A 25,054-nucleotide genomic window follows, 5' to 3' on the forward strand; every position below is an offset into this window, starting at 1 on the left:
TCCAAGGAAACTTGGGAAGCCTTTTTATAGTTGTATAAATTGGAAGTTTAATAGTTTTTATTTTAAATTTCCATTTAAAAATCGATCATATAAGTCATGGAAATAGTTAGGACGAAATAAGTTCGCTGCATGTCCTGCTAAAGGTATTTCCTTATATAGAACGTTAGGTAAAATAGATTTCAAATCAAATAGACAAGATTTATAGAGATGATCATGCTCTCCCATTACCCATAGTATAGGGTGAGGAAGTGATTTTAATTTAGACTTTAAATCGAATTCTAACCGATGTCGTAATGACTGGGCAATAATGGATGAATGTAATTGTAATCCGAAACGGTAGTAAATATTTCTTGAAATGACTGCAAACGGATTTGCTTTTAGTATACCACTTGGAAAAATAGTATTTGCGTATTGAGAGAGCCATTTAGAGTATTCATCCCCTCGCTTCTCCCAAAAATTTTGGAATACGCTATATAAGCGAGAAGGGTTATTGTAATGTCCTCCAATATGACAAATACTTAATACTTTTTCTGGATGCATTTGTGCAAAAATTGTAGAGATGTAACAGCCGTAACTTAGCGCACAAATATGAGCTTTTTTAATACCTTCTTGTTCATATAAGTTTAATAATTGATCTACGAGACGCTGTAATGAAAAGTCGATTGCTTCTCCTTTATCATCACCGTGACCTAATAAGTCATAAGTTATAATGTTGTAGGAGGCAGAAAATCGTTTTTGCTCCTTTTTGAAGGCGCGACGATTGCCAACTAATCCATGAATAAAAATAATTGTTTCCTTTTCAGAATGTATATTTGTTTGCAAAAAGGATACTCCTTTCACTAACTGGAGATTTATATCGTGTTTTAAATTATTTATCTATAATTCACATAGAATAATATTAAGTACCAGGTAATAATATCAGATGTTTATATCTGTTGTAAAGATGAGTTTTTATGTATATTTTGTAAAAATAGAAAAAGTGTGTTTACATTCAGTTTACATTTGTATCGTATTCTAATTTTAGAAAGAATAGTTTGGTTTAACATGAGGAGATGAACAGGAATGGAAGTTAGAAATGAAATGAAGAAAAAAGGGAGCTGGAGGCAGTTTTTACGCCTTATTCAAGATACAAATCCTCCGAAAGGAATTTTAATTTTTGCGTTATTAATGAGTTTGCTTTCTACGGGAGCGAGTTTATTTATTCCTATGCTAACAAAAGGATTAGTAGATAATTTTTCGCTTTCTTCAATTAGTGCAGGACAAATTGTTGGGTTAGTTGCTTTCTTTGTAATGCAAACTATTGCGGCAGGGTTGTCTATATATTTACTAAATTATATTGGGCAGAAGATTGTAGCGGGACTAAGAGAACGTTTGTGGAAAAAGGTACTTATCTTGCCGGTATCTTATTACGATCAAAATAGAACAGGTGATACCATTAGCCGTATGACGAATGATACAGGTGTTGTGAAAACCTTAATCTCTGAGCATTTGTCAAACTTATTAACAGGTGGTATTTCAATTGTTGGATCGTTAATTGTATTATTTGTGTTAGATTGGAAAATGACTGCGTTACTTTTAACGGTTATTCCGTTGTCTGTATTAATTTTAGTTCCACTTGGACGAAAAATGTATAAGATTTCAAAAGCGCTTCAAGATGAAACGGCATCTTTTACAAGTGTGTTAACGCAAGTGTTATCAGAAATTCGTTTAGTGAAATCTTCAAATACAGAAAAAAGAGAATATGAAACGGGTAATACAGGCATACAAAAGTTATTACAATTTGGTTTGAAAGAAGGAAAAGTGCAAGCATTAATTTCGCCAGTTATGTCGTTTGTTTTAATGGCACTACTTGTTATTATCGTAGGATATGGCGGGATGAGAGTTTCTAGCGGTGCATTAACAACTGGTGAACTTGTAGCGTTTATTTTGTATTTAGTTCAAATTGTAATGCCGATGAGTCAATTATCTATGTTCTTTACACAATTCCAAAAGGCAATTGGTGCAACGGAAAGAATTAGTACGATTTTAGAATATAAAGTAGAAGATCATGAAACTGGTGTGAAAGTGACAAATGCTAAGCAACCGATCGTTCTTGAAAATGTACATTTTGAGTATAACGAAGAAGAGCAAGTTTTGAAAAATATTGATTTTACAATTGAATCTGGAAAAGTGACAGCGATTGTAGGACCAAGTGGTAGTGGGAAAACAACGTTATTCTCATTACTGGAACGTTTTTATGAGCCAACTAGTGGTGCCATTAAATTAGGAAAAGAATCAATTACGAGTTATTCATTACAGTCATGGCGACGTCAAATCGGTTACGTATCACAAGATAGTCCGTTAATCGATGGAACGATTCGTGATAATATTTGTTACGGCGTTGAAGGTGAAGTAACGGATGAAGAAATTGAAAAAGTAGCAGCAATGGCATATGTTGATGCATTTATTCATGACTTACCAAACGGTTATGCAACAGAAGTTGGAGAACGCGGTGTGAAGCTTTCTGGTGGACAAAGACAGCGAATTGCCATTGCCCGAGCGTTACTTCGAAATCCGCAAATTCTTATGCTCGATGAGGCAACTTCAAGCTTAGATAGTAAATCTGAGTCTGTCGTTCAAAAAGCGTTAAATAACTTAATGAAAGGCAGAACAACGTTAGTGATTGCGCATAGACTTTCTACTGTTGTAGATGCAGATAAAATTATCTTTATTGAAAAAGGGAATCTTACAGGTAGTGGTACGCATGATGAATTATTACAGACGCATGATATGTATCGTGAGTTTGCAACGCAACAATTGAAAATTAAAGAGGGTGCATTTTAAAAAAATATATTAGATGCTAAGTAGAAAGGAAATGGTTCCTTTGATACCTAAAATTTTAATAGTAGACGACGATCCACACATTAGGGAACTCGTTTCTGTATTTTTAGAACGAGAAGGTTTTCAAACATATGAGGCAATTGATGGAGTAGATGCACTTCGGAAAATGGATGACGTAAAAGTCGATATGGTTATTCTTGATATCATGATGCCAAATATGGATGGATTTGATGTATGTTTTGAATTAAGAAAATACTATGATATCCCGGTTCTGATGCTAACTGCCAAAGGGGAAACATCACAAAAAGTAAAAGGATTTCACCTTGGAACAGATGATTATCTTGTAAAGCCATTTGACCCTATAGAACTAGTAGTGAGAGTAAAGGCATTATTGAAACGTTACCAAATTACAGTTTCACAATCGATTCAAGTTGGAAATGTATTATTAAATCGTAAAACATTCGAAGTTACATCTGGAGAACAAACGGTTACGTTACCGTTAAAAGAATTTGAGTTACTCTTTACTTTAGGGTCTAAATCGGGAAGAACTTGTTCGAGAGAGCAATTAATTGAGGAAATATGGGGATATGACTTTGAAGGGAATGAACGTACACTAGACGTTCATATTAATCGGTTACGTGAGAAGTTTCAAGAAGAACAGTCGAATTTTAGTATTAAAACAATAAGAGGATTAGGGTATCGCTTAGAGGTAAGTAAATGAGAAAAAGAAAACGGATGAGTAAGTTGAAGATGCTGAAAGTATTTGGAGCGGTATTAGCGCTCTTTTCTTTTCTTACTATCATTTGGTCTATCGCATTTTATGTAGCAACTAGTATATTGAATGCTTTTGACGTAAACGTATCGCCATTTGTTGCCTTTCTAATTAGTGATATGGTCGGTTTTGTATTTATTATTCTTATTTGGACATTAATTGGAATATTAATGAGGCCAAAACGAGAGGCAATGATTTGGACTATTATTGAACCGATACAAAAAATTGCAAAAGGAGACTTCTCCGTAAAAATACGAAATGAAGAAAAGTATGATGGAGAAATTGGTGTGCTCGTAAAAAGTATAAATGATATGACAGATGAACTGAATACGATGGAGAAAATGAGACAAGAATTTGTATCGAATGTTTCTCATGAAATACAGTCACCATTAACTTCTATAAAAGGGTTTGCTAGAGCACTACAAGACGATAATCTTTCTGAGGAAAAAAGAAAACATTATCTTACCATTATTGAAACTGAAACAACGAGATTATCTAAACTAAGTCAAAACTTATTGAAGCTAACTCTTTTAGAATCAGAAGAGTATATACCAGAAAGAGTGAGTTATCGATTAGATCAGCAGTTAAAGCAAATTGTGTTAAATAGTGAACCGCTCTGGGCTGAAAAAGAAATCGAGTTAGAACTAGATTTAGAAAAAGTACATGTTATTGCTGACCAAGAAAGTATGAGTCAAGTGTGGATTAATTTAATTCATAATAGTATTAAATTTACTCCAAGCGGTGGCACGATTACTATTCAGTTAAAGGAACATGAAACAGTAGTGGAAGTGCGCATCCATGATTCGGGAATCGGTATATCAGAAGAACAGAAACAACATATTTTTGAGCGTTTTTATAAAGCGGATTCTTCACGAAATCGTGCCTATGGAGGAAGTGGCTTAGGTTTAGCTATTGTAAAAAAAGTACTCGATCTTCATCATGGGGAAATAAAAGTTGAGAGTGAGGAAGGGAATGGCACTGAATTTATTGTGTGTATTCCTAATTATGAAGAAAAATAGTGTAGTGATAAAGAACCATTTTTTATTTCATACGCAGACACTCTCTTATGAGGAGGGTGTCTTTATTTTGCATGAATAAGGATAAATATGTGCAATGAATTAATAGTAATTTTCTATAGTTACCTACAAGTAACCTACGCACATGAAAGTGCATCATTGCCTTTTTACATAAACATAGATACAATTTTAATATAATACATAACAGAGATGATTAAGGAGTGTTATACTTGGCAGAATTATTACAAGGTAAAAATGCTTTAATTACAGGAGCAGGTAGAGGGATTGGTCGCGCTGTAGCAATCGCATTAGCGAAAGAAGGCGTAAATGTAGGCTTATTAGCTCGTTCAGAAGAAAACTTAAAAGCTGTAGCGAAAGAAGTAGAAGCAGAAGGTGTAAAAGCCGTTATTGCAACTGCTGATGTTTCTTCATACGAAGAAGTAACAACTGCGATTGAAACGTTAAAAAATGGTTTAGGATCTATCGATATTTTAATTAATAACGCTGGTATTTCTAAATTCGGTAAGTTTTTAGAACTAGATGTTGCTGATTGGGAAAAAATCATTCAAGTAAACTTAATGGGTGTATATTATGCAACTCGTGCTGCTTTACCGAGCATGATTGAACAACAATCTGGTGATATCATTAACATTTCATCTACAGCAGGACAAAAAGGTGCACCTGTAACAAGTGCATATAGTGCTTCTAAATTTGGTGTCCTTGGCCTAACAGAATCGTTAGCGATGGAAGTTCGCAAACATAACATTCGTGTAACAGCTTTAACTCCAAGTACAGTAGCGACTGATATGGCTGTAGATTTAGGGTTAACTGATGGAAACCCTGATAAAGTAATGCAAGCAGAAGATATTGCAGAATTTATCGTAGCGCAGCTGAAATTAAATAAACGTACATTTATTAAATCTGCTGGGCTTTGGTCTACTAATCCATAGGAAGTAAATTTAACTTTAAAAGAAGGGATATCTATTCTGTAAGGGGTAGATGTCCCTTCTTTATTTTTTGTATTGGAGACAGAATTTTCGGTATAATTAAAAGTGAATGGTAGAAAGCATTGGGAAATTGAAAGGGATGGTATTTACATGAGTACAATTGAAAAATGGACGGCTGTTGATCAATATATGAGTGATGTATTAATACCGAAAGATTCTACATTAGAAGGGGTTCTTCAAACTAATGTTGCAGCTAATTTGCCAGCACATGATGTATCACCAATGCAAGGGAAGTTTTTACAACTATTAGTACAAATTCAAGGGGCTCGTAATGTTTTAGAAATTGGCACGCTAGGCGGGTATAGCACGATATGGCTTGCTAGAGCATTGTCATCTGGAGGCCGAGTTGTTACATTGGAAGCAAGTGAAAAACATGCTGAAATTGCACGTAGCAATATTGAGCGTGCTAATTTGACTGATAAAATTGAAATACGAACAGGATTAGCGTTAGATTCTTTACAACAAATAGAAAACGAGAAGTATGAACCGTTTGATTTTATTTTTATAGATGCTGATAAACAAAATAACCCTGCTTATTTTGAATGGGCACTAAAACTATCACGACCGGGTACTGTAATTATTGGGGATAACGTAGTACGTGAAGGAGAAGTTATTGACAATACTAGTACCGATCCTCGTGTACAAGGGATACGTCGTTTCTATGAATTAATAGCTGCTGAGCCACGTGTTAGTGCTACAGCGCTTCAAACTGTCGGAAGTAAGGGATACGATGGATTTGTAATGGCAATCGTAAAAGAATGAGGTAAGGAGATAGATAGAATGAAAAAGATGTTTGAAAAATTATAACATGTATCTTGTATAACGAGATTAGCTCGTGGGCCTCCGACATACATAACACTATATTATATATCAAAAAATTGGAGGCTATAAGTAGATGAGAACTGAAAAAGAAATGCTAGACTTAATTATTAATACAGCAAAAGAGGATGGAAGAATTCGAGCAGTTATCATGAATGGATCGCGTGTAAATCCAAATGTGAAAAGAGATTGTTTTCAAGACTATGATATTATGTATGTTGTAAATGATATACAATCTTTTACGTCTAATCATAATTGGGTTCATAGATTTGGAGAAATAATGATAGTACAAATGCTAGAAGAAATGTCGTTAGTTCAACCAGATGAAGATGGGAAGTTTCCGTATTTAATGCAGTTCATGGATGGGAATCGGATTGATTTAACGCTAGTTCCAGTTGAGTTAATAAAAAAGTTCGTTGGACAAGATAGTTTAAGTAAATTACTTCTCGATAAAGATAAGTGTATGGAAGGATTCCCGCCAGCAAGCGATAAAGATTACTTAATAAAAAAGCCTACAGAAAAAGAGTTTTTGGATTGTTGTAATGAATTTTGGTGGTGTAGTACGAATGTGGCAAAAGGGCTATGGAGAGAAGAGCTTTCTTATGCAAAAGGAATGCTTGAGGGACCAGTGCGAGATATGTTCATCGTAATGCTAGAATGGTATATTGGTATGAAAACAGATTTTACAGTTAATGCAGGGAAGTTTGGAAAGCATTTCGAGCAATATATTGAAAAAGATATGTGGGTGCAATTTAAAAGAACATTTTCTAATGCAGAATATGAAAACATATGGGAGTCATTCTTTGTCATGGGTGATTTATTTAGGGAAGTGGCGAACGAAATCGCTAACACATATGAATATCAATATCCGCAAGATGATGATGATAAAGTGACGAACTATTTAAAACATGTGAAAGCTTTGCCAAAAGATAGTACATCGATTTATTAATAATAGTAAGCAGTAAGACTGTCCTAATTAAGGACAGTCTTATTTTTGTTTATGAATAACAATTTCTCTAACAAAGTGCAGATGAATTACATATGAAAATTTAGGGAGGTTTTTTATCATGTATTATTTTTATTCGCCAGAAATGTTTGATCCATATCAATGGGGACTAGAACGAGATGTTTCGTATGCTTATATGCCATATAACTCATTTTATTATGGAGACTATATAAGCGCATTGCCATACGCATATATCCCTCAAAGCTATGAAGTACAAATGAAAGCAGATGATCGTGGATCGTGGACACCATTTACATGGGTTGAAAAATATGCGTACGCATTTTCAGGACCGTATAATAAAGCGGAAGTAGCTCTTACATTTGATGATGGACCAGATTCAGAATTCACGCCAAAAATATTAGATAAGTTAAAACAACATAATGTAAAAGCTACTTTTTTCTTACTTGGTGAAAACGCAGAAAAATTTCCGAACGTAGTAAAGCGTATTGCAAATGAAGGGCATGTAATTGGTAATCATACGTACAATCATCCGAATTTAGCGAAAGTAAATGACGCTGAGTACCGTAATCAAATTATAAAAACGGAAGAAATATTAAAACGTTTAGCCGGCTATGCTCCTAAATTTATACGTCCACCGTATGGTGAAATACTTGAAAATCAATTGAATTGGGCAACTGAGCAAAATTTTATGATTGTACAGTGGAGTGTTGATACAGTTGATTGGAAAGGTGTAAGTGCCGATACGATTACAAATAATGTGTTAGGGAATTCATTTCCAGGTAGTGTCATACTGCAGCATTCTACTCCAGGTGGGCATTTACAAGGATCTGTTGATGCACTAGACAAAATCATTCCGCAGTTAAAAACGAAAGGGGCACGTTTTGTAACACTTCCAAGTATGTTCCAGACATCGAAAGAAAGAAAGTGAATGTGTTATAAATTGGAAAAATAAGGGGTGTGTCGTATAATGAAAGTGTAAGTTAGGGGGGATATAATTGATTGATGCACTAGTAAACATAGGAATAAGCATATTGATTGGTATTATTTTTATACTTGCGGCAATTATTCTTCAAAAAAATCCACCGACCGATATTAATGCGGCATATGGTTATCGTACGAAACGATCTATGAAAAATAAGGAATTATGGGATGCGGGTAACAGGTATAGTGCAGAAGTGATGAAGCAAAACGGATTTATCATGATGTTAATTGGAAGTGTTATTAGTATACTGTTTAGATATCCACATACAATAATAGCGATTATAGTGGTTATGCTGTTATTAATCATTCGTTTATTTATACAAGTAGAGAGTAGATTAAAAATACTTGAACAATAATAAAAAATAGGACTCTACGCAATATTATGCTAGGAGTCCTATTTTATTTATAAACTATTATTTTTTAATAATTCTTTTCCTTGCTCTATAACAAATTCATAGTATGCAAGATCATACGGATAAATATCTTCAAATGTTATCGTAATCGATGTATTGTTTAAGACTGAAATAGTCGTTAAAGATGAAATCTCTCCTTTTAATAGTTGTAGAAAAGAAGTTGCATGTACTTTCATCACATCGTCTACTTCTTCACCTGGTGCGAATGGAAGTGGATTGATGACATTGTGAAAATACATATGACAAAATTCACGATCAGTAAGATTTGAAATTTCATAATCTATTTTAAAGATTCCTTTGTATACTAAATCAGTAGTTTGAAAGGAAAGCCCCAATTCTTCTTCGATTTCACGAAGACCACCAATTTGTACATCTTCATCATGCATAATATGTCCGGCTGAAGTAATATCCCATATACATGGAGCTTCTTTTTTGTCTTTAGAGCGTAATTGGAAATATAAGAATATATCGTTAGCATCTTTTTCTACAAACCAACAATGAAATGTTTCGTGCCAATCACCGTCACGATGCACTTCATCGCGTAATTTCTTCCCAAGTGTATTTCTTTCAGAATCAAATATTGTTAACCACTCTGTCATTTTAATTCCCCTTTCTGCAAATTTTATTATACAATATTCGTATTGAATTTTGGGAAAATAAAGAAAAAGGGGCGATTATAAGTGGAGATAGAGCGTATGGAAATAAAATCGATTATTTCAACAGAGGAAGAGTTACGGAAAATATTGGGGCAACCAAGTGAGCGAGCATTGAAAAAAGTTATTTCATCATTAGACAACCATTGCGTAGATTTTCTTTCTAAATCTCCGTTTCTAGTATTATCCACTGGAAATAAGTTGGGGGAGTGTGACGCCTCACCGCGAGGAGACGCACCTGGATTTGTATACGTACTCAATAATAATAAAATTATCATTCCAGAAAGACCAGGAAATCGTCGTATAGACTCCATTTTGAATATTATTTCAAATCCACGTGTAGGACTAATCTTTTTTATTCCAGGTCTTGGGGAGACACTCAGAATAAATGGCCGAGCGTATATTACAAACGACGAAGAAATTTTGAAAGAAATGCAGGCGAATGGACGCAATCCGTTGCTTGGAATTGTTGTTGAAATAGAAGAGTGTTATATTCATTGTGCAAAAGCGTTTATTCGTTCTAAGATGTGGGATCCAGAATCTTGGTTAAATAAAAAAGAGTTACCATCAGCAGCAAAAATGTTGCTGGAGCATGCGAAAGTGAATACTTCAGAAGAAGATGTTGCACGTTCTTTAGAAGAAAGTTATACAAAAAGATTGTATTGAAAATTTTATTGATATAGTTTTGTAAGGTGGATATGTACGGGTTTTAGAATGGGGAACTTATATATGAACCGTTGATTTATAAACTGGAGAAATAACAAAATAGGTAAATTGAGTGGCGGTTGCATAATGCTATTGTAAAATATAATAAAAAAAATTCTTGAAAATAGTTAGTAAAAATAGGCTTGCTTTTTAAAAAGTTGATAACTATAATAAGTTAACAAATAGACATGAACGAAAAAGTAACGATAAGGACAAGAAATCATTTTTACGGTTTACAGAGAGGGAAGTCTAGGGTGTGAGCTTCCTAACACGAGAAATGATTTTACCACCTTTGAACTTCAATAGTGAACGAGTAATCTATTAATTATTGACGGTATCAGCCGTTATCTGAACTTGAGCAATCTAGGGAGAGATACGTCTAGATTGGAACAAGGGTGGAACCACGAAAACACATTCGTCCCTTTCCTAGGGATGAGTGTGTTTTTTTACGGATTTATAGATTGAAAATTTAAAATAATTAAAAAAGTATTGATTTTGTTTTTTATGCGAGTATAATGAGTTAACAAATAAACATGAACGAAAAAGTAACGATAAGGACAAGAAATCATTTTTACGGTTTACAGAGAGGGAAGCCAAGGGTGTGAGCTTCCTAACACGAGAAATGATTTTACCACCTTTGAACTTCAATAGTGAACGAGTAATCTAGTAATTATTGACGGTATCAGCCGTTATCTGAACTTGAGCAATCTAGGGAGAAATACGTCTAGATTGGAACAAGGGTGGAACCACGAAAACACATTCGTCCCTTTCCTAGGGATGGGTGTGTTTTTTTTATTACTTTGAAGGGAGGTGCGGTAACATGAAACTATTTATAAGTACGGAAATAACCACCACCTGCATGACAAAAAAGCAGAGTAAGGTGATTTATAGGTGTAACAATTAAACTTTTAGGAGGAGATTAGAAGATGAATAACGTTATAAATGTTGGGGTATTAGGTTTAGGCACGGTCGGAAGTGGTGTTGTTCATATTTTGAAAGAACATTATAAAAAAATCGCCCTTGATACAGGATACGAAGTGAAAGTGAAAACAGTCGTTGTACGTGATTTGGAAAAAGAACGCGATGTTTGTATTGACGGAATTGCAGTCACAAGTCATGCAGATGAAGTTCTAAATGATTCAAATATTGATATTGTAGTAGAGGTAATGGGCGGAATTGAAGAAGCAAAACAGCATATTGTTAAGGCTTTAGAAAATAAAAAACATGTCGTAACAGCAAATAAAGACTTAATGGCTGTATATGGTGCAGAGCTTCTTCAACTGGCAAACGATAATGATTGTGATTTATGTTATGAAGCGAGCGTAGCAGGCGGTATTCCAGTGTTAAGAGGACTAACTGACGGGCTAGCATCAGATCAAATTGAAAAAATAATGGGAATTGTAAATGGTACAACAAATTATATGTTAACAAAAATGAGTCAAAATGGGTGGTCTTATGAAGAGGCTTTACAGGAAGCACAAAAATTAGGTTTTGCAGAATCGGATCCGACAGCAGATGTAGATGGACTAGATGCGGCGAGAAAGGTAGCAATTCTTGCAAACTTAGGTTTTTCGATGAATGTTTCATTAGATGATGTGCAAGTAAGAGGGATTCGAAAGGTCGAAAAAGAAGATTTACAAATGGCTGAAAAGTTAGGATTTACTATGAAGTTAATTGGGAAAGCAGAAAAACAAGGATCAGCCATTCATTTAAGTGTAGAACCGACACTTTTACCAAGTCGTCATCCATTATCGAATGTAAATAATGAATTTAATGCAGTATATGTTCACGGTCAAGCGGTAGGAGAAGTAATGTTTTACGGACCTGGAGCTGGAAAGTTGCCAACTGGTTCTGCTGTAGTAAGTGATATTATTTCCATCGTTAAAAATATGAATCAAGTGCCGAAAAATAAAAGTGCGTTAAAAGAACCAGTTCCTTATGAATTACAAGGTGATGAAGAAGTAGTTTCGAAATATTTCTTGCGTATTTCATTACGAGATGAGCCTGGGATGTTACAAAAAATAACAGAATGTTTCGTTAATTATTCTGTAAGTTTAAAAGAAGTTATTCAATTACCTTTAAACCGTGAACTGGCAGAAGTTGTTGTTGTGACACATCGAACTTCCAAGTATCAATTCGAACGAGTTTTAGGAGCGATAGAAGCTGTCGCAAGTGAAATAAACAGTTACTACATTATTGAGGAGGAAAAACAATATGTATAAAGGACTATTAAAACAATATGCTTCTTATTTACCGGTGAATGAAAACACACCTGATGTCAGTTTAATGGAAGGAAACACACCTCTTATTCCGTTATTAAATATATCAAAGCAATTAGGGATTCAGCTATATGGTAAGTACGAAGGAGCGAATCCGACAGGTTCTTTTAAAGATCGTGGTATGGTGATGGCAGTTGCTAAGGCGAAAGAAGAAGGTTCAGAAGCAATCATTTGTGCATCAACAGGTAATACATCAGCATCAGCTGCAGCATATGCGGCACGTCTTGGGATGAAATGTATAATCGTAATCCCTGAAGGAAAGATTGCGCATGGAAAATTAGCGCAAGCGGTCGCTTATGGAGCTGAAATTATTTCAATAGAAGGGAATTTCGATGATGCACTTAAGGCTGTAAGAAATATTGCTGCAGAAGAGCCGATTACATTAGTAAATTCAGTGAATCCTTATCGAATTGAAGGACAAAAAACAGCAGCATTTGAAATTTGTGACCAATTGCAAAATGCACCAGATGTTCTAGCTATCCCTGTTGGGAACGCAGGGAATATTACAGCATATTGGAAAGGCTTCTGTGAATATGAGAAAGAAAAAGGTTATAAGAAGCCAAGAATTCATGGCTTTGAAGCAGAAGGAGCAGCGGCAATTGTAAAAGGGCATGTAATTGAAGAGCCTGAAACAATTGCAACAGCAATTCGCATTGGTAACCCAGCAAGTTGGTCGTATGCAGTAGAGGCTGCCGAGCAGTCTTGTGGTGAAATAGATATGGTATCAGATGAAGAAATTTTACATGCGTATAGGTTATTGGCAAAAACTGAAGGAGTTTTCGCTGAACCAGGATCAAATGCTTCATTAGCTGGCGTAATTAAACATGTTAAATCTGGAAAAATCAAAAAGGGAGAAACAGTTGTTGCAGTATTAACTGGAAATGGTTTGAAGGATCCTGATATCGCTATTTCTTCAAATCAACTAGACATCGCAAGTTTGTCAAATGATATAGAACAGATTAAAGATCATATTAAAGGGGTGATTATGTCGTGATACCATTAAGTGTTCGTGTCCCTGCTAGTACGGCAAATGTTGGTCCTGGATTTGATTCAGTTGGAATAGCTTTGTCATTGTATTTAGATGTGGTGGTTAAAGAAAAAGCTGATAAATGGCAAGTAATCCATTCCTTTGAAGAATCAATTCCGACAGACGATAAAAATTTAATCGTTAGCACGGCATGTAAAGTCTGTCCTTCTATATCACCCCATATAATAGAAGTTACTAGTAATATCCCATTAACAAGAGGGCTAGGAAGTAGTGCATCAGCGATTGTAGCTGGGATAGAACTTGCGAATCAACTAGGCAAGTTGAACTTAACTGCTGATCAAAAAGTTCAAATTGCTACAAATTTTGAAGGACATCCTGATAATGTTGCTGCTTCTATATTAGGTGGAACTGTAATCGGAGCACTTGATGGAAAGGATATTTCCGTCGTAAGAATTGAGAGCAAGGAGTTAGGGGTAATTTCTCTTATTCCGAATGAAGAATTAAATACAGATGAAAGTCGATCTGTATTACCAAAGATGTTTCCGTTTCATGAGGCAGTTAAAGCTAGTGCGATAAGTAACGTATTAGTAGCTGCATTATGTCAAAAGCGGTGGGAAGTTGTAGGTGAAATGATGGAGAGAGACCATTTTCACGAGCCATATCGTTTAGAACTCGTACCGTTATTACCATCTATTCGTAAATGCGCAAAAGAATTTGGTGCGTACGGTACAGCACTTAGCGGTGCGGGACCATCTATTTTTATATTAACGCCATATGAGAAACGTCAAGAAATCGCTGAGCAATTAGCGAGAGTATTTACAGATATGAAAGTATGTGAGCTTGAAATCGACCATAAAGGTATTATTGTAAATAAGGAAGAGCATATTGAATCGTAAAGAAAGCTGGCATGGCTAGCTTTCTTTACGTTGCAAACCTATTTTAAATTAGGTTTTTTCGGAAAAAAATATAAAACAAATGTTGATTTTGAATAATGTAAGTAAAGAGTGCATTCATTTTGGAGGTGATTAAATGAATAAAGAGTCACCAGAAGAAAAAAGAGAGCGTATGAGACAAAGTGAATTAAAAAGTAATCCTACGGGTTCTTTACATGACGGACTCAATAGAGCGGAAACAGGTAGTCCAGTTGATATAGCAGGCGGTATGAATTGGAAAGGTACAGGGATAATCATTTTAGTACTACTTTTAGGATACATTGTATACACTTATTTTTTCAGTTAAAGAATACTTGTTAAAATTTTGATTTGTTTAGTTTCATAATTGTTGAGAAAAAATGCAGTTACTGTATTACATGTCTTCTAAGCGAATTATAGTTGTTCATATCAACTTTTAATACTCCAAATAGAGCTAGCAAAATGCTAGCTCTATTATTTTTTGCCACATTCCTGTAACAAACCACCTGTATATTCATTGGTGGAGGTGCAGAGGATGAAAAAAATGATAGCGATATGTCTTCTAACAACTATGCCATTTTCGACTTTAGTCGGTTGTGACGTAAAAGGTAGTAATGCTGTACAAGAGTCTAAAATAAAGAAATCGACGTATAAAGATTTTACTTATGATGTAAATCCAGAAACATTCACATTAACTGTAGAACATGAGGGGGTAAAGGAACAGGCATCACAACCCCTACCGAAAATGAAGGTATCGAATGTAAAAAAAGAAAAGGATCGTACATCGTGGGAATATCCAGATCAAAAAGTAAAAATAAAATTAGAAAAGAAAAAAGACCACTTAAACATTGAAGTGGAATCGACTGGTGCAGAAAGCTTTACATGGCCGAAAGTAGAAGCTGAAAATTATACACTTCCGTTATGGGAGGGTAAGCAAATTCCGAGCAATGATGAGAATTGGAAGAAGTTTTTAAAGGATGATGCATATTCATTTGCTGAATCATTTTCTATGAAGTTTTTCGCTTTAAATGGTTCGAAATATTCAATTGTATATATTGCAAACAATATGTTTAATAATGAATTGAAATTTCATTCGGATCCGAAAATAGGATTTGATTTTACACATGAATTTCCGAGCATAAATAAAAATAAAACATATGGATTTCAATTATATGTGACAAATAATGATGCGGTAAGCATTGCTAAACTGTATAAGGATGATATTGTTCGAAAAGGTGAATTTAAAACATTACAAGAAAAGGCTAGAAAAAATAAAGAAATCGAAAAGTTATATGGAGCGGCGCATTTTTATTTTTGGAATCAAAATGGTTTATCAGAAAATAATATAAATTGGCCAAAACTAAGGGAGCAAATAAATAGCCCGCTGTTTAGTCATATAAAAGAACTTATTCAAAAGAATAGTTCAGAGCCTGGGGAACTGAATGTATTAGATCAAGTAAGTAAACAAGATTTCATTGATAAGTATCAAAAAAATGTTATTTTACGTTATATAAACGAAGTATTATCCATGAAGGAATTTTATAAAGAGGATATTTTTCAAAACGTTGATCAGGAAGCTAGTGTGCTATTAAAGAAAGGTGTAGGTCACTTAACGAACACAGAATTGTATAGCTTAAATAAGCATTTATTAAAGTCGCTACTTGGTGATGCGGTTGAAGAGGTAAGTAAATGGGGTAATGCAGATGGAACGGACATACTAAAGGAAATGAAAGAGGTAGGAATAGAAAAAGCGTGGATTGGTCTGCCGAACTGGGAACAAGGATTTATGCAACCTAATTTCGTGACAAAAGCGAAGGAAATGGGGTATTTAGTTGGTCCGTATGATTCATATCATTCCATTCACGAAAAAAGTGATAAAAATTGGAACACAGCATCCTTTAATGACCCATCATTATATGAAGAGGCTACTGTAACGAAGAAAAACGGAGAAAAGGTGCAAGGCTTTTTAGGCAGAGGTCGCAAGTTAAACCCGACTTTATCGCTGCCTAGTGTAAAGGAACGCATGAATGATATATTACAAAATGGTCCTAAATATAATTCATGGTTTATTGATTGTGATGCGACAGGTGAAATTTACGATGACTATTCAGCGAAACATATAACGACACAAGAGCAAGATTTAAAAGCACGTTTAAAACGAATGGACTACATTGCACAAGAAAAGGGTATGGTCGTTGGTTCTGAAGGTGGAAATGATTTTGCTAGTAGTACGATTGCATTTGCACACGGAATTGAAACACCTGTTATTAAATGGGACGATGAAGATATGCGGAAAAATAAAACAAGTCCGTATTATGTCGGTGGATATTGGTCACCAAATCAAAATGTTCCCGAAAAATATGCAAAACAAGTACCATTGAAAGAAGAATATAAACAAGTGTATTTAAACCCAGTATATTCGGTACCATTATATAAATTAGTATACAATGATTCCGTTATTACAACGCACCATTGGGAATGGGGAAGTTTAAAGGTAAAAGATGAAGTGGGAAATCGAATGCTGTCTGAATTATTGTATAATGTTCCTCCGTTGTACCATTTAGATGAAGTAGAGTGGAATAAACATAAAAAAGAAATTACAGAGCATCTAAAAGTTTGGAATGAAGTTCATGAAAAAGCAGTAAAAGAAGAGATGACGAATTTTGCGTATTTGTCAGAAGATAAGCTAGTACAATCTGTTTCTTATGGAAAAAATATTAAAATCATTGTGAACTTCTCAAATGAAGACATGGAAGTAGAAAAAGCGAAAATAAAAGCAAAGTCGGCTTTTATTGATAATCAGGGGAAGAAAAGCATGTATACGCCGTTTGAGAAATAATAACGTGAAATATACTGTATTCATAGAGGTTTTATCATTAGCTGGACTCTTTATTCATATCGTTTATCTGGAAAAAGATATCCTAATTTAAAATGAAAGAGTTAATGAATTTATAAATTTGCATGTTGCGAAGTGCTAAATTTTTGAAATTGGTAAATAGTGACTTGCCAAAAATAAGTACGAGAGTATAATGTGAAATGGAATACATATTGGGTTTTAGTAGTAACCTTACAAAATTGTAAGGTTAATGAAAGGAAATTCAATATGAAGATAAATAGACTTACATTATACTTGGTAAAGAGAAAGAGAGGCGAATGGGTATGAGCTCTGAATTAGAACAAAATACGAGAAGTAATAAAAAGCGTTCTAAAAGAAAGTCAATAAAATGGTTCATATTAATTCCATTTTTCCTACTTATTTTTGGAGGAGTAGGATATGGTTCGTTTATATATAATAAAGCAAAAGCTGTTGTAAATGATGCGTATGCGAAAATTGAAAAGTCATCAAAGCGTGATAAAGAAGTTGAACCTTTAAAGGATAATATTTCAATATTAATCATGGGTGTAGATGGAAGTGAAATGAGAAAAAGCCAATATGGCGAAGCAGTTCGAACAGATGCACTTTTATTAGCAACAATTAATAAAGATGATAAGTCTGTTAAGCTAGTAAGTATTCCACGTGATTCACGTGTTTATATTCCAACTAGAAAAAAATTAGATAAAATTACTCATGCTCACGTATTTGGTGGCGTAGAAAGCACACGCGATACGGTGGAAAGATTTTTAAATGTCCCTGTTGATTATTATGTGAAGTTTAACTTTGAATCATTCGTACAAATTGTCGATTCAATTGGTGGTATTGATATTGATGTACCAGTTACTTTCACTGAACAAGATAGTAAAGACCAAGCTGGTATGATCCATTTAGAAAAAGGTTACCAACATTTAAATGGAGAACAAGCACTTGCACTTGCAAGAACGCGTAAAATTGATAGTGACGCAATGCGTGGACAGAGACAGCAACTTGTAATAGAAGCAATTGCCAAAAAAGCGATGTCTGTTCAATCAATTAGCAAAATGGGCTCTTTACTAGATGCGGTTGATAAAAACATGAAAACGAACTTAACATTTGACGATATGCTTGCCATTACAAAAAATATGGCAGGATCTAATTTGGAAATGGAAAAAATGCAAATAGAAGGTACAGATAAACGTATCGGTGGTATTTATTATTACATTCCAAATGAAAAAAATGTAAAAGATATTTCAAAAAAATTAAATGATCATTTAGGTGTAACGCCAAAACCAGTTCGAAACGAATAATAAAAAAAGATTGGCTTTTGCCAATCTTTTTTTTGGAATGTATTTGTAACTTTTCTGTAACGATTTTTTAGTTTAGAAAAATTATACTCATATGTATGAGTATAATGGATAGGTAAAAAAGTAAAAGGACATATTCAAAATTTGTGGTAAGGAAAGATATCATATGCAGAAATGGTTAAGCATGATGGGAATTATCTTTATATTGACTGGATGTAAAATGTCTGAAGCTCCAACAAGTCTAATGGAAGCTCCAACAAATAAAAAATGGATTAATGAATTAAATGAACAAATTGATAAAGATTTACCTGTTAATTATCGCTTACTTACTCCAATGTCTAATAGAGATAAACAGACGACATGGTCAATGAATTTCGAGCGAGATAATAAAAAAGAAGCTGTCATCGTATATAAGATACCTAATGAAGATTATCATATATATTTAGCCGTATATGAGAAGAAAAATAATGGATGGAATATGAAGTCAACCTATACATTTGATGGGGAAGAAGTAGATATTGTTGAGGTAGGAGATTTCACAGGGAGTGGGAAAAGGGAACTATTGATAGGAATAACTACCAATCGTGATTTATTAGAAAACACAATGTATGTTTTTTCCGATGAGAGTGACGATATAAAGGAATTTTATAGACAGAAGTATACAAAGTTATTTATAGATGATTTAAACAAAAATGGTTTTAAAGACATAAGCCTTGTTTCGCATATGAAAGATGAACAGTTGAAGGTTCAGTTCATTGAAAAGTTTAAGGTATTGTCAGAGGTTACATTTGATCCGTATATAAATAGTATTCAAAGAATACAAATGGGTCGTATTTCTAAATCATTAAAGGCAGTTGTAATCGATGCGGGAACAGGGGCTCATTCAGGTATAACTTATGTAGCAAAATTTGATCAGGATCATTATGAAGTATTACCTATAGATGGGAAAGAAGATTTATTTAATGAATATGTTGTAGAAAGTAAAGATGTTAATGAAGACGGCATTATTGAATTTGTTCGTACTGTACGCCCAAAAGGTTGGGAAGATAAATCACATGGTGATAGTCCGCTTTTCGAACGTTACATACAGTGGAGTGAATCTGGAATTAAACCAATTGAAGAACGATATATAGATATAGAAAAAGGGTATTATGTGAAAATCCCTAAAGAGTTAATAGGGAAAATTACAATACCAGATCAGCAAAAAGAATCAAATTCTCAAAAGTTTTTGGATACAAGAACAAATGAAATATGGCTTGAAGTTCATATTTTTAAGCGGAAAGAATGGTTCAATATAAAAGGCTACAGTGCAGCAATTAAAACGGCTTCTCACGTATATGCAGTACCGAAGCAATCAAAATTTGAAAAAGTGAAAGCATATATAAAACCGCTAGCGGATTATCAACAAGAGTAGGAGGTGAGAATTATGTCAAAAATTTTAGTTTTAGAAGATGAATTAACAATCCGTAGCTTTATTGTTTTAAATTTAAAACGTGCTGGATTTTATGTAATAGAAGCTACTACTGGAGAAGAAGCGTTACAAATTTTGAGTGAACAAACTGTTGATATAGCACTGCTGGATGTAATGTTACCGGGGATTAATGGTTTAGAAGTTTGTAAGGCTATCAGGAAAGAAAATAAAAAAATGGGTATTATTATGTTAACCGCACGTGTACAAGATGAAGATAAGGTGCAAGGACTAGGAATAGGTGCAGATGATTATATTGCAAAACCGTTTAGTCCAGTAGTATTAACTGCACGTATACAGTCTTTATTAAGAAGAATAGAAGTACATGAAGAAAAAACGAATATTGTTACGTCAGGTCCATTTTCGTTAAATATTATAGAAGAAAGATTGTATAAAGATGGACAATTAGTCGATTTAACACCTACAGAGTATATGATATTACAGTATTTAATGAATCAGGCTTCAAAGCCAGTTTCGCGTGATGAAATTTTAAATATGATTTGGGGAACCAATTACGTAGGTGAGACGAAAGTGGTAGATGTAAATATGAGACGGTTACGTCAAAAGATAGAATGTAATCCATCAGAACCTGAATTTATTCTTACGGTGTGGGGAAAAGGATATGTGTGGAAGGAAAGTATAAGATGAAACGGAAAGTGACTTTATATTTTATGACGGTCATTACACTTATGCTTGTATTATTTGAAGTTGTATTTTCAGTCTCAATTTATCGATACTATTATAATGGTATTGTGCAATATATAGAGTCTCATGCGAAAACGAGTACACGTTTTTTTTCAGAATACAATTCACTATACTTTATTCGGTTACAAGAATATAGTGGTGACATAATTAGTAGCTTTCAATTAGAAGGAACAGAATTACAGTTAATTGATCGTCACGGCTCGGTTATACAATCTTCAAGTGGTGAAAAGATAGAAGGTAAAGTCAATATTCCACAATCATTATTAGAAGGTGAAATGTATAATCAAGTTACTAAGAAAGGTAATAAAAAACAACTAGAGGTGCTAAGCCCACTTATACATCAAGGACAAACTATTGGTGTTTTAAAATATACGACTGTTTTAACAAATGTAAATAAAAAGATTATTGAAATTATTACGTTTACTATTTCTGTAGGTATTGTTATTTCGGGAGTCGTCTTCTTAATTAGTAGACGTTTGGCAAATTCATTTGTTGAGCCAATTGAATCCATTATTCAAGCCTCTTCACAAATTGCAGAAGGCACATTAAAGCAAAAAATTAAAGAAGATTATCCTGGAGAATTAGGTGACTTGGCACATAGTTTAAATTATATGGCCTATAAAATAGATAAGGCTGAGCAGATGAAAAATGAATTCATTGCTTCTATTTCGCACGAAATACGAACGCCTTTAACAGGAATTAAAGGTTGGAGTGAGACGTTAAAAACAGTAGATCATTTAACAGAAGAAGAAATAAAGCAAGGTATGGGCATTATTTCAGGTGAGACAGATAGGTTGATTCATTTAGTAGAAGAATTGTTAGATTTTTCAAGATTACAATCAAATCATTTTAATTTATATAAACAAAAGGTGCAATTGTACGATATACTAGAGGAGACGATTTGGCAATTAACTCCTAAATCGGAAGAGAAGGAAATTCAATTTATTACTACTATAGACCGAATTGAATTGATGGGAGATCGAAATAGGCTAAAGCAAGTTTTCTTGAATATTGTTCAAAATGCAATTAAGTATTCACATAAAAAAAGCACAATACACATTGAAGCGACTAAAATAGAAGGACAAGCAGTGATTAAGGTAAGAGACGAAGGAATTGGAATTGCTAAAGAACATTTACCATATATTGAGCAATCATTTTACCAAATTAATAATCATGCTGCAGGTGCAGGTATTGGTTTAGCTATCGTTAAAAAAATGGTGGAGCTTCATGGCGGTGCGCTTAGTGTTACAAGTAAAGAAGGAATAGGAACAACAATTTTGATAAAACTCCCATTATAATACAAATAAAATCTATTTATATGGTGAAATAAAAATAAATAGATGTATAATTATATTGGGCGATTTATATATAAGATTAATAGGGAGAGGAATTCGATAGAATGGAAAAAGCTTTAAAAATTAAACAAATAGTAGTCGTTTTAATAGCGATTGCCGCAGTAGCTATTGGGTATTACATGTTTCAATCAATTACTTCACCAGCAAAAGCTGTTGCGAAACAAGAAAATGTAGTGCAGCTTGCAAGTGAACAGCCGAAAGTTGAAATGAATAAAACGGCACCAAGTCGTTTTAATGGAAAAGAAAGAAAAGTTGCTTATCTTACATTTGACGATGGGCCAGGGAAATATACGGCTGAATTATTAAATACGCTAAAACAACATGATGCGAAGGCGACGTTCTTTTTAATTGGAGCGAATGTCAAAGAATTTCCTGATTTAGTGAAACGTGAAAATGCTGAGGGTCATTATGTAGGCATGCATAGTATGACACATAATTTCGCAAAGTTATATAAAAATGGCGAGTATGTAAATGAGATGAAAGAAGATCAAGGTTTAATCGCTAATATTATTGGGAAATCACCTAAATTAACACGTCCTCCATATGGTTCGATGCCTGGATTGAATGAAGGTCTTCGAAATAAAGTGGTAGAAAGCGGATTTAAAGTATGGGATTGGACAATTGATTCATCAGATTGGAAATACAATAAAATGCCAGTTGATGCAGCTGCAGCACAAATTGCTCAAAATGTATTAACAAACGCAACAAAACCACAAGAAGTAATTTTAATGCATGATATTCACCCGCAATCAGTTGCTGCTGTGCCAGCAATTTTAAAGGGGCTAAAAGAAAAGGGTTATGAGTTTGAAGCTTATCATGAAGAGAATCACTTCCCAGTGAACCTCTGGCATGATAACCGTATGTAATGGAGGAATGAACGTTGAAGTATGGAAAAGTAGCAGTAGTAGGAGCATTATCAGTAGGACTTTTAACAGGTTGTTTCGGTGAAAAGCCAGAAGAAAATCTATATACAGCTTTTGAAACAGCAGCAACACAAGAAAAATCTTTAGTGGATGAAGCAAAAAAATTAGAGCAGTTAGAGAAACAAGGGCAAGAATTATATGCTCAAATTTTGCAAGAAGGTAAAGATCATAATGAAGCAGTTGTGAAGAAAATAGAGCAAGCTACTGCAAATGTAGATGATCGTGAAAAAGTATTGAAAAGTGAAAAAGAAATGTTAGAAAAAGCACAGAAGGAAACAAAATCTGTTCAAAGTAATATAGAGAAGATTGAAGATAAGAAGTTACAAAAACAAGCAAAAGCAGTAGAAGAGTCGTATAAAAACCGTTATGATGCATTCAAAAAGATGAATGAAAATTACACGAAAGTGTTAGCGACTGAAAAAGAACTGTATGAAAAATTAAAAGTAAAAGAAACGAAATTAAAAGAAATCGGTGAAAAAGTTAAAACTGTTAATGAATTAAATGTGGAAGCACAAAAGTCGAAAGAGCAGTTTAACAAATTTACAAAAGAGTATAATGACAGTAAATTAGCATTCTACAAAGATGCAGAAATTAAGATTAAAGATCAGAAATAAAGAAGAATCTAAAGTGTAATAAAAAGCCGGAGAAACATCGTTATAAATGTTTTTTCGGTTTTTTACGTTAAATGAATAGAAAAGACTGGAATTGATATCATAAAAGAGTTATAGTGAGTTATTCTAAGGGAAATATTGTAAAGTAAGGAGAATGGAAATATGTCATATGAATTTTTACTCAAATTAGGTTTAGCACTCTTTTTAGGATTATTCATCGGGATAGATAGGCAGCTAAAGAATAAACCACTTGGTGTGAAAACAAGTATGGTTATTTCTGTAGCAAGTTGTTTAATTACGATGGTTTCAATTGAATCTGTGCATGTATATTCTGTTCCAGGACATACAAATATGGATCCGATGCGACTGGCCGCTCAAATTGTTAGTGGAATTGGTTTTCTTGGCGCAGGTGTCATTTTACGAAGAAGTAATGATGTTATTTCTGGATTAACAACAGCTTCTATGGTGTGGGCTGCTTCAGCTTTAGGGATTGCAATTGGTGCGGGATTCTATTTACAAGCGACAGTTGCTATGGTTTTAATTATTTTAGCGATTAATGTACTTCCGCAACTTGTGAAAATTGCAGGACCGTATTCATTAAGACAAAAGGATTTATCTATAAAAATTACTGTTAAAGAGCATCATGAGTTAGATGGTATATTTAAGCAAATTAAAAATTTAGGCATGCATGTGAAACGCGTGAAAATTAAAGATATAGATAGTGGAGCATTTCAGCAACTGGAGATGGTTATTTTAGCTCCAGAAGATTTATATACAACAGAGTTATATAGTTCCCTGAAAGAGATTGATCGAGTAGTTTCAGTTGAAGTGGAAAGTAGATAATTGTGATAAAAAAGAGTGAAGTGAATTCACTCTTTTTTATTTGGATTTTTAAGGAATGAAATTGATATAATGATGAGTAACAAGGGGGAGAAATGATGGGAATACATATTAGAAGAGCAATAAAGGATGATATACCAGGTATAGCAAAGGTGCATGTTGATAGTTGGAAAACAACGTATAAAGGGATATTTGCTGACGAAATTCTAGATAATGTAGCATATGAGAAACGAGAAAAACAATGGGAAGATATTTTTCAAAAAGAAGGTAATCATCAATTTAGATTTGTAGCAGAGAATTTAAATGGAGACATAGTTGGATTCGTCGATGGGGGAGTAGAAAGAACTGGTACATATAATTGTGATGGAGAATTATATGCAATCTACCTTTTACAAGAGTATCAAGGAATGAAAATAGGACAAAAGTTATTTCAAGCTTTATTATCGGATTGTATAAACAATGATATACAATCACTTTTAGTTTGGGTTGTTACGAATAATCCTTCTAAAAAGTTTTATGAAAAATTTAACCCTGAAAAAATTGATACGAAATTTTTAGAGAGAGTAAGGGTAGAAGAAACAGCGTATTGTTGGAGAGATTTGAATTTGTTATACAAAAAGTTATATAGATTTGCTTAAATAATATTATTATGTAAACTTTATG

At 33.8% G+C, this 25,054-nt stretch carries 24 protein-coding genes and 2 other annotated features; of the genes, 22 read left to right on the plus strand and 2 right to left on the minus strand.

Features of this window, described 5'->3' with window-relative positions:
• Window positions 1–57 precede the first annotated feature (57 nt).
• Window positions 58–822 (minus strand): alpha/beta fold hydrolase, encoded by a 765-nt coding sequence (locus BM089_RS05450; RefSeq protein WP_023521720.1) that lies wholly within the window; start codon window positions 820–822, stop codon window positions 58–60.
• Window positions 823–1,062: 240 nt separating this feature from the next.
• Here BM089_RS05450 and BM089_RS05455 point away from each other — a divergent pair, with 240 nt between their 5' ends.
• From BM089_RS05455 to BM089_RS05490, 8 genes are all read left to right on the plus strand, one after another.
• Window positions 1,063–2,823 (plus strand): ABC transporter ATP-binding protein, encoded by a 1,761-nt coding sequence (locus BM089_RS05455; RefSeq protein ID WP_053564725.1) that lies wholly within the window; start codon window positions 1,063–1,065, stop codon window positions 2,821–2,823.
• A 40-nt stretch (window positions 2,824–2,863) separates the two neighbouring features.
• On the plus strand, window positions 2,864–3,541 hold the full coding sequence (gene hitR / locus BM089_RS05460; protein ID WP_100910588.1) for an envelope stress response regulator transcription factor HitR: 678 nt from the start codon (window positions 2,864–2,866) through the stop codon (window positions 3,539–3,541).
• Window positions 3,538–4,611 carry an envelope stress sensor histidine kinase HitS gene (gene hitS / locus BM089_RS05465; RefSeq protein WP_139213212.1) on the plus strand — a complete coding sequence of 358 codons (1,074 nt, stop codon included), beginning with the start codon at window positions 3,538–3,540 and terminating at the stop codon, window positions 4,609–4,611. The genes hitR and hitS overlap by 4 nt, the downstream gene beginning before the upstream one ends.
• Before the next feature lie 227 nt (window positions 4,612–4,838).
• The gene (locus tag BM089_RS05470) at window positions 4,839–5,558 is read left to right on the plus strand and encodes a 3-ketoacyl-ACP reductase (RefSeq protein WP_000818985.1); all 720 of its coding nucleotides are present in this window, start codon (window positions 4,839–4,841) and stop codon (window positions 5,556–5,558) included.
• Window positions 5,559–5,705: 147 nt separating this feature from the next.
• A complete protein-coding gene (locus tag BM089_RS05475; protein WP_090976720.1) occupies window positions 5,706–6,377 on the plus strand; it encodes an O-methyltransferase in 672 nt (223 codons plus the stop codon).
• Window positions 6,378–6,510: 133 nt separating this feature from the next.
• Window positions 6,511–7,383, plus strand: a complete 873-nt coding sequence (locus tag BM089_RS05480; protein WP_090976233.1) for an aminoglycoside 6-adenylyltransferase — start codon at window positions 6,511–6,513, stop codon at window positions 7,381–7,383.
• Between the two features lie 118 nt (window positions 7,384–7,501).
• Window positions 7,502–8,329 (plus strand): peptidoglycan-N-acetylglucosamine deacetylase, encoded by an 828-nt coding sequence (locus BM089_RS05485; protein WP_090976235.1) that lies wholly within the window; start codon window positions 7,502–7,504, stop codon window positions 8,327–8,329.
• A gap of 70 nt (window positions 8,330–8,399) precedes the next feature.
• Window positions 8,400–8,738 carry an SdpI family protein gene (locus BM089_RS05490; protein WP_025118474.1) on the plus strand — a complete coding sequence of 113 codons (339 nt, stop codon included), beginning with the start codon at window positions 8,400–8,402 and terminating at the stop codon, window positions 8,736–8,738.
• Window positions 8,739–8,785: 47 nt separating this feature from the next.
• Here BM089_RS05490 and BM089_RS05495 read toward each other — a convergent pair whose 3' ends face one another.
• Window positions 8,786–9,394 carry an NUDIX hydrolase gene (locus tag BM089_RS05495; RefSeq protein ID WP_061660377.1) on the minus strand — a complete coding sequence of 203 codons (609 nt, stop codon included), beginning with the start codon at window positions 9,392–9,394 and terminating at the stop codon, window positions 8,786–8,788.
• 81 nt (window positions 9,395–9,475) lie between these two features.
• On the opposite strand from BM089_RS05495, the gene BM089_RS05500 reads away from it, so the two are divergent.
• From BM089_RS05500 to BM089_RS05565, 14 genes are all read left to right on the plus strand, one after another.
• Window positions 9,476–10,114, plus strand: coding sequence for a pyridoxamine 5'-phosphate oxidase family protein (locus BM089_RS05500; protein WP_061660378.1), 639 nt, complete (start codon window positions 9,476–9,478; stop codon window positions 10,112–10,114).
• Between the two features lie 233 nt (window positions 10,115–10,347).
• Window positions 10,348–10,579, plus strand: a binding site (T-box leader).
• A 113-nt stretch (window positions 10,580–10,692) separates the two neighbouring features.
• Window positions 10,693–10,924 (plus strand) — a binding site (T-box leader).
• A 155-nt stretch (window positions 10,925–11,079) separates the two neighbouring features.
• Window positions 11,080–12,375 carry a homoserine dehydrogenase gene (locus tag BM089_RS05505; protein WP_001066894.1) on the plus strand — a complete coding sequence of 432 codons (1,296 nt, stop codon included), beginning with the start codon at window positions 11,080–11,082 and terminating at the stop codon, window positions 12,373–12,375.
• Complete coding sequence (gene thrC, locus BM089_RS05510) at window positions 12,368–13,426, plus strand: threonine synthase (protein ID WP_000276434.1); 1,059 nt, start codon at window positions 12,368–12,370, stop codon at window positions 13,424–13,426. The genes BM089_RS05505 and thrC overlap by 8 nt, the downstream gene beginning before the upstream one ends.
• Window positions 13,423–14,316 carry a homoserine kinase gene (gene thrB, locus BM089_RS05515; protein WP_090976237.1) on the plus strand — a complete coding sequence of 298 codons (894 nt, stop codon included), beginning with the start codon at window positions 13,423–13,425 and terminating at the stop codon, window positions 14,314–14,316. Before thrC ends, thrB begins: the two co-directional genes overlap by 4 nt.
• A gap of 133 nt (window positions 14,317–14,449) precedes the next feature.
• Window positions 14,450–14,659: a DUF6366 family protein gene (locus BM089_RS05520; RefSeq protein WP_001031479.1), complete on the plus strand. Its 210-nt coding sequence runs from the start codon at window positions 14,450–14,452 to the stop codon at window positions 14,657–14,659.
• Between the two features lie 207 nt (window positions 14,660–14,866).
• Window positions 14,867–17,170 (plus strand): glycoside hydrolase, encoded by a 2,304-nt coding sequence (locus BM089_RS05525; protein WP_090976239.1) that lies wholly within the window; start codon window positions 14,867–14,869, stop codon window positions 17,168–17,170.
• 320 nt (window positions 17,171–17,490) lie between these two features.
• Entirely contained in the window at window positions 17,491–18,492 is a 1,002-nt protein-coding gene (locus BM089_RS05530; RefSeq protein WP_002093954.1) for an LCP family protein, read from the plus strand.
• Between the two features lie 163 nt (window positions 18,493–18,655).
• On the plus strand, window positions 18,656–19,903 hold the full coding sequence (locus BM089_RS05535) for a hypothetical protein (protein WP_001174878.1): 1,248 nt from the start codon (window positions 18,656–18,658) through the stop codon (window positions 19,901–19,903).
• Between the two features lie 12 nt (window positions 19,904–19,915).
• Entirely contained in the window at window positions 19,916–20,605 is a 690-nt protein-coding gene (locus BM089_RS05540; protein WP_000036074.1) for a response regulator transcription factor, read from the plus strand.
• A complete protein-coding gene (locus BM089_RS05545; protein WP_000824526.1) occupies window positions 20,602–21,960 on the plus strand; it encodes a sensor histidine kinase in 1,359 nt (452 codons plus the stop codon). The genes BM089_RS05540 and BM089_RS05545 overlap by 4 nt, the downstream gene beginning before the upstream one ends.
• A 101-nt stretch (window positions 21,961–22,061) precedes the next feature.
• Complete coding sequence (locus BM089_RS05550) at window positions 22,062–22,883, plus strand: peptidoglycan-N-acetylglucosamine deacetylase (RefSeq protein ID WP_061661212.1); 822 nt, start codon at window positions 22,062–22,064, stop codon at window positions 22,881–22,883.
• Window positions 22,884–22,897: 14 nt separating this feature from the next.
• Window positions 22,898–23,554 (plus strand): YkyA family protein, encoded by a 657-nt coding sequence (locus BM089_RS05555; protein WP_000873563.1) that lies wholly within the window; start codon window positions 22,898–22,900, stop codon window positions 23,552–23,554.
• Between the two features lie 159 nt (window positions 23,555–23,713).
• The gene (locus BM089_RS05560) at window positions 23,714–24,394 is read left to right on the plus strand and encodes an MgtC/SapB family protein (protein WP_000119510.1); all 681 of its coding nucleotides are present in this window, start codon (window positions 23,714–23,716) and stop codon (window positions 24,392–24,394) included.
• 92 nt (window positions 24,395–24,486) lie between these two features.
• A complete protein-coding gene (locus BM089_RS05565) occupies window positions 24,487–25,029 on the plus strand; it encodes a GNAT family N-acetyltransferase (protein ID WP_090976241.1) in 543 nt (180 codons plus the stop codon).
• Window positions 25,030–25,054: the final 25 nt, after the last annotated feature.

The sequence above is a fragment of the Bacillus sp. 5mfcol3.1 genome, assembly GCF_900114335.1.
GTDB lineage: Bacteria > Bacillota > Bacilli > Bacillales > Bacillaceae_G > Bacillus_A > Bacillus_A thuringiensis_S.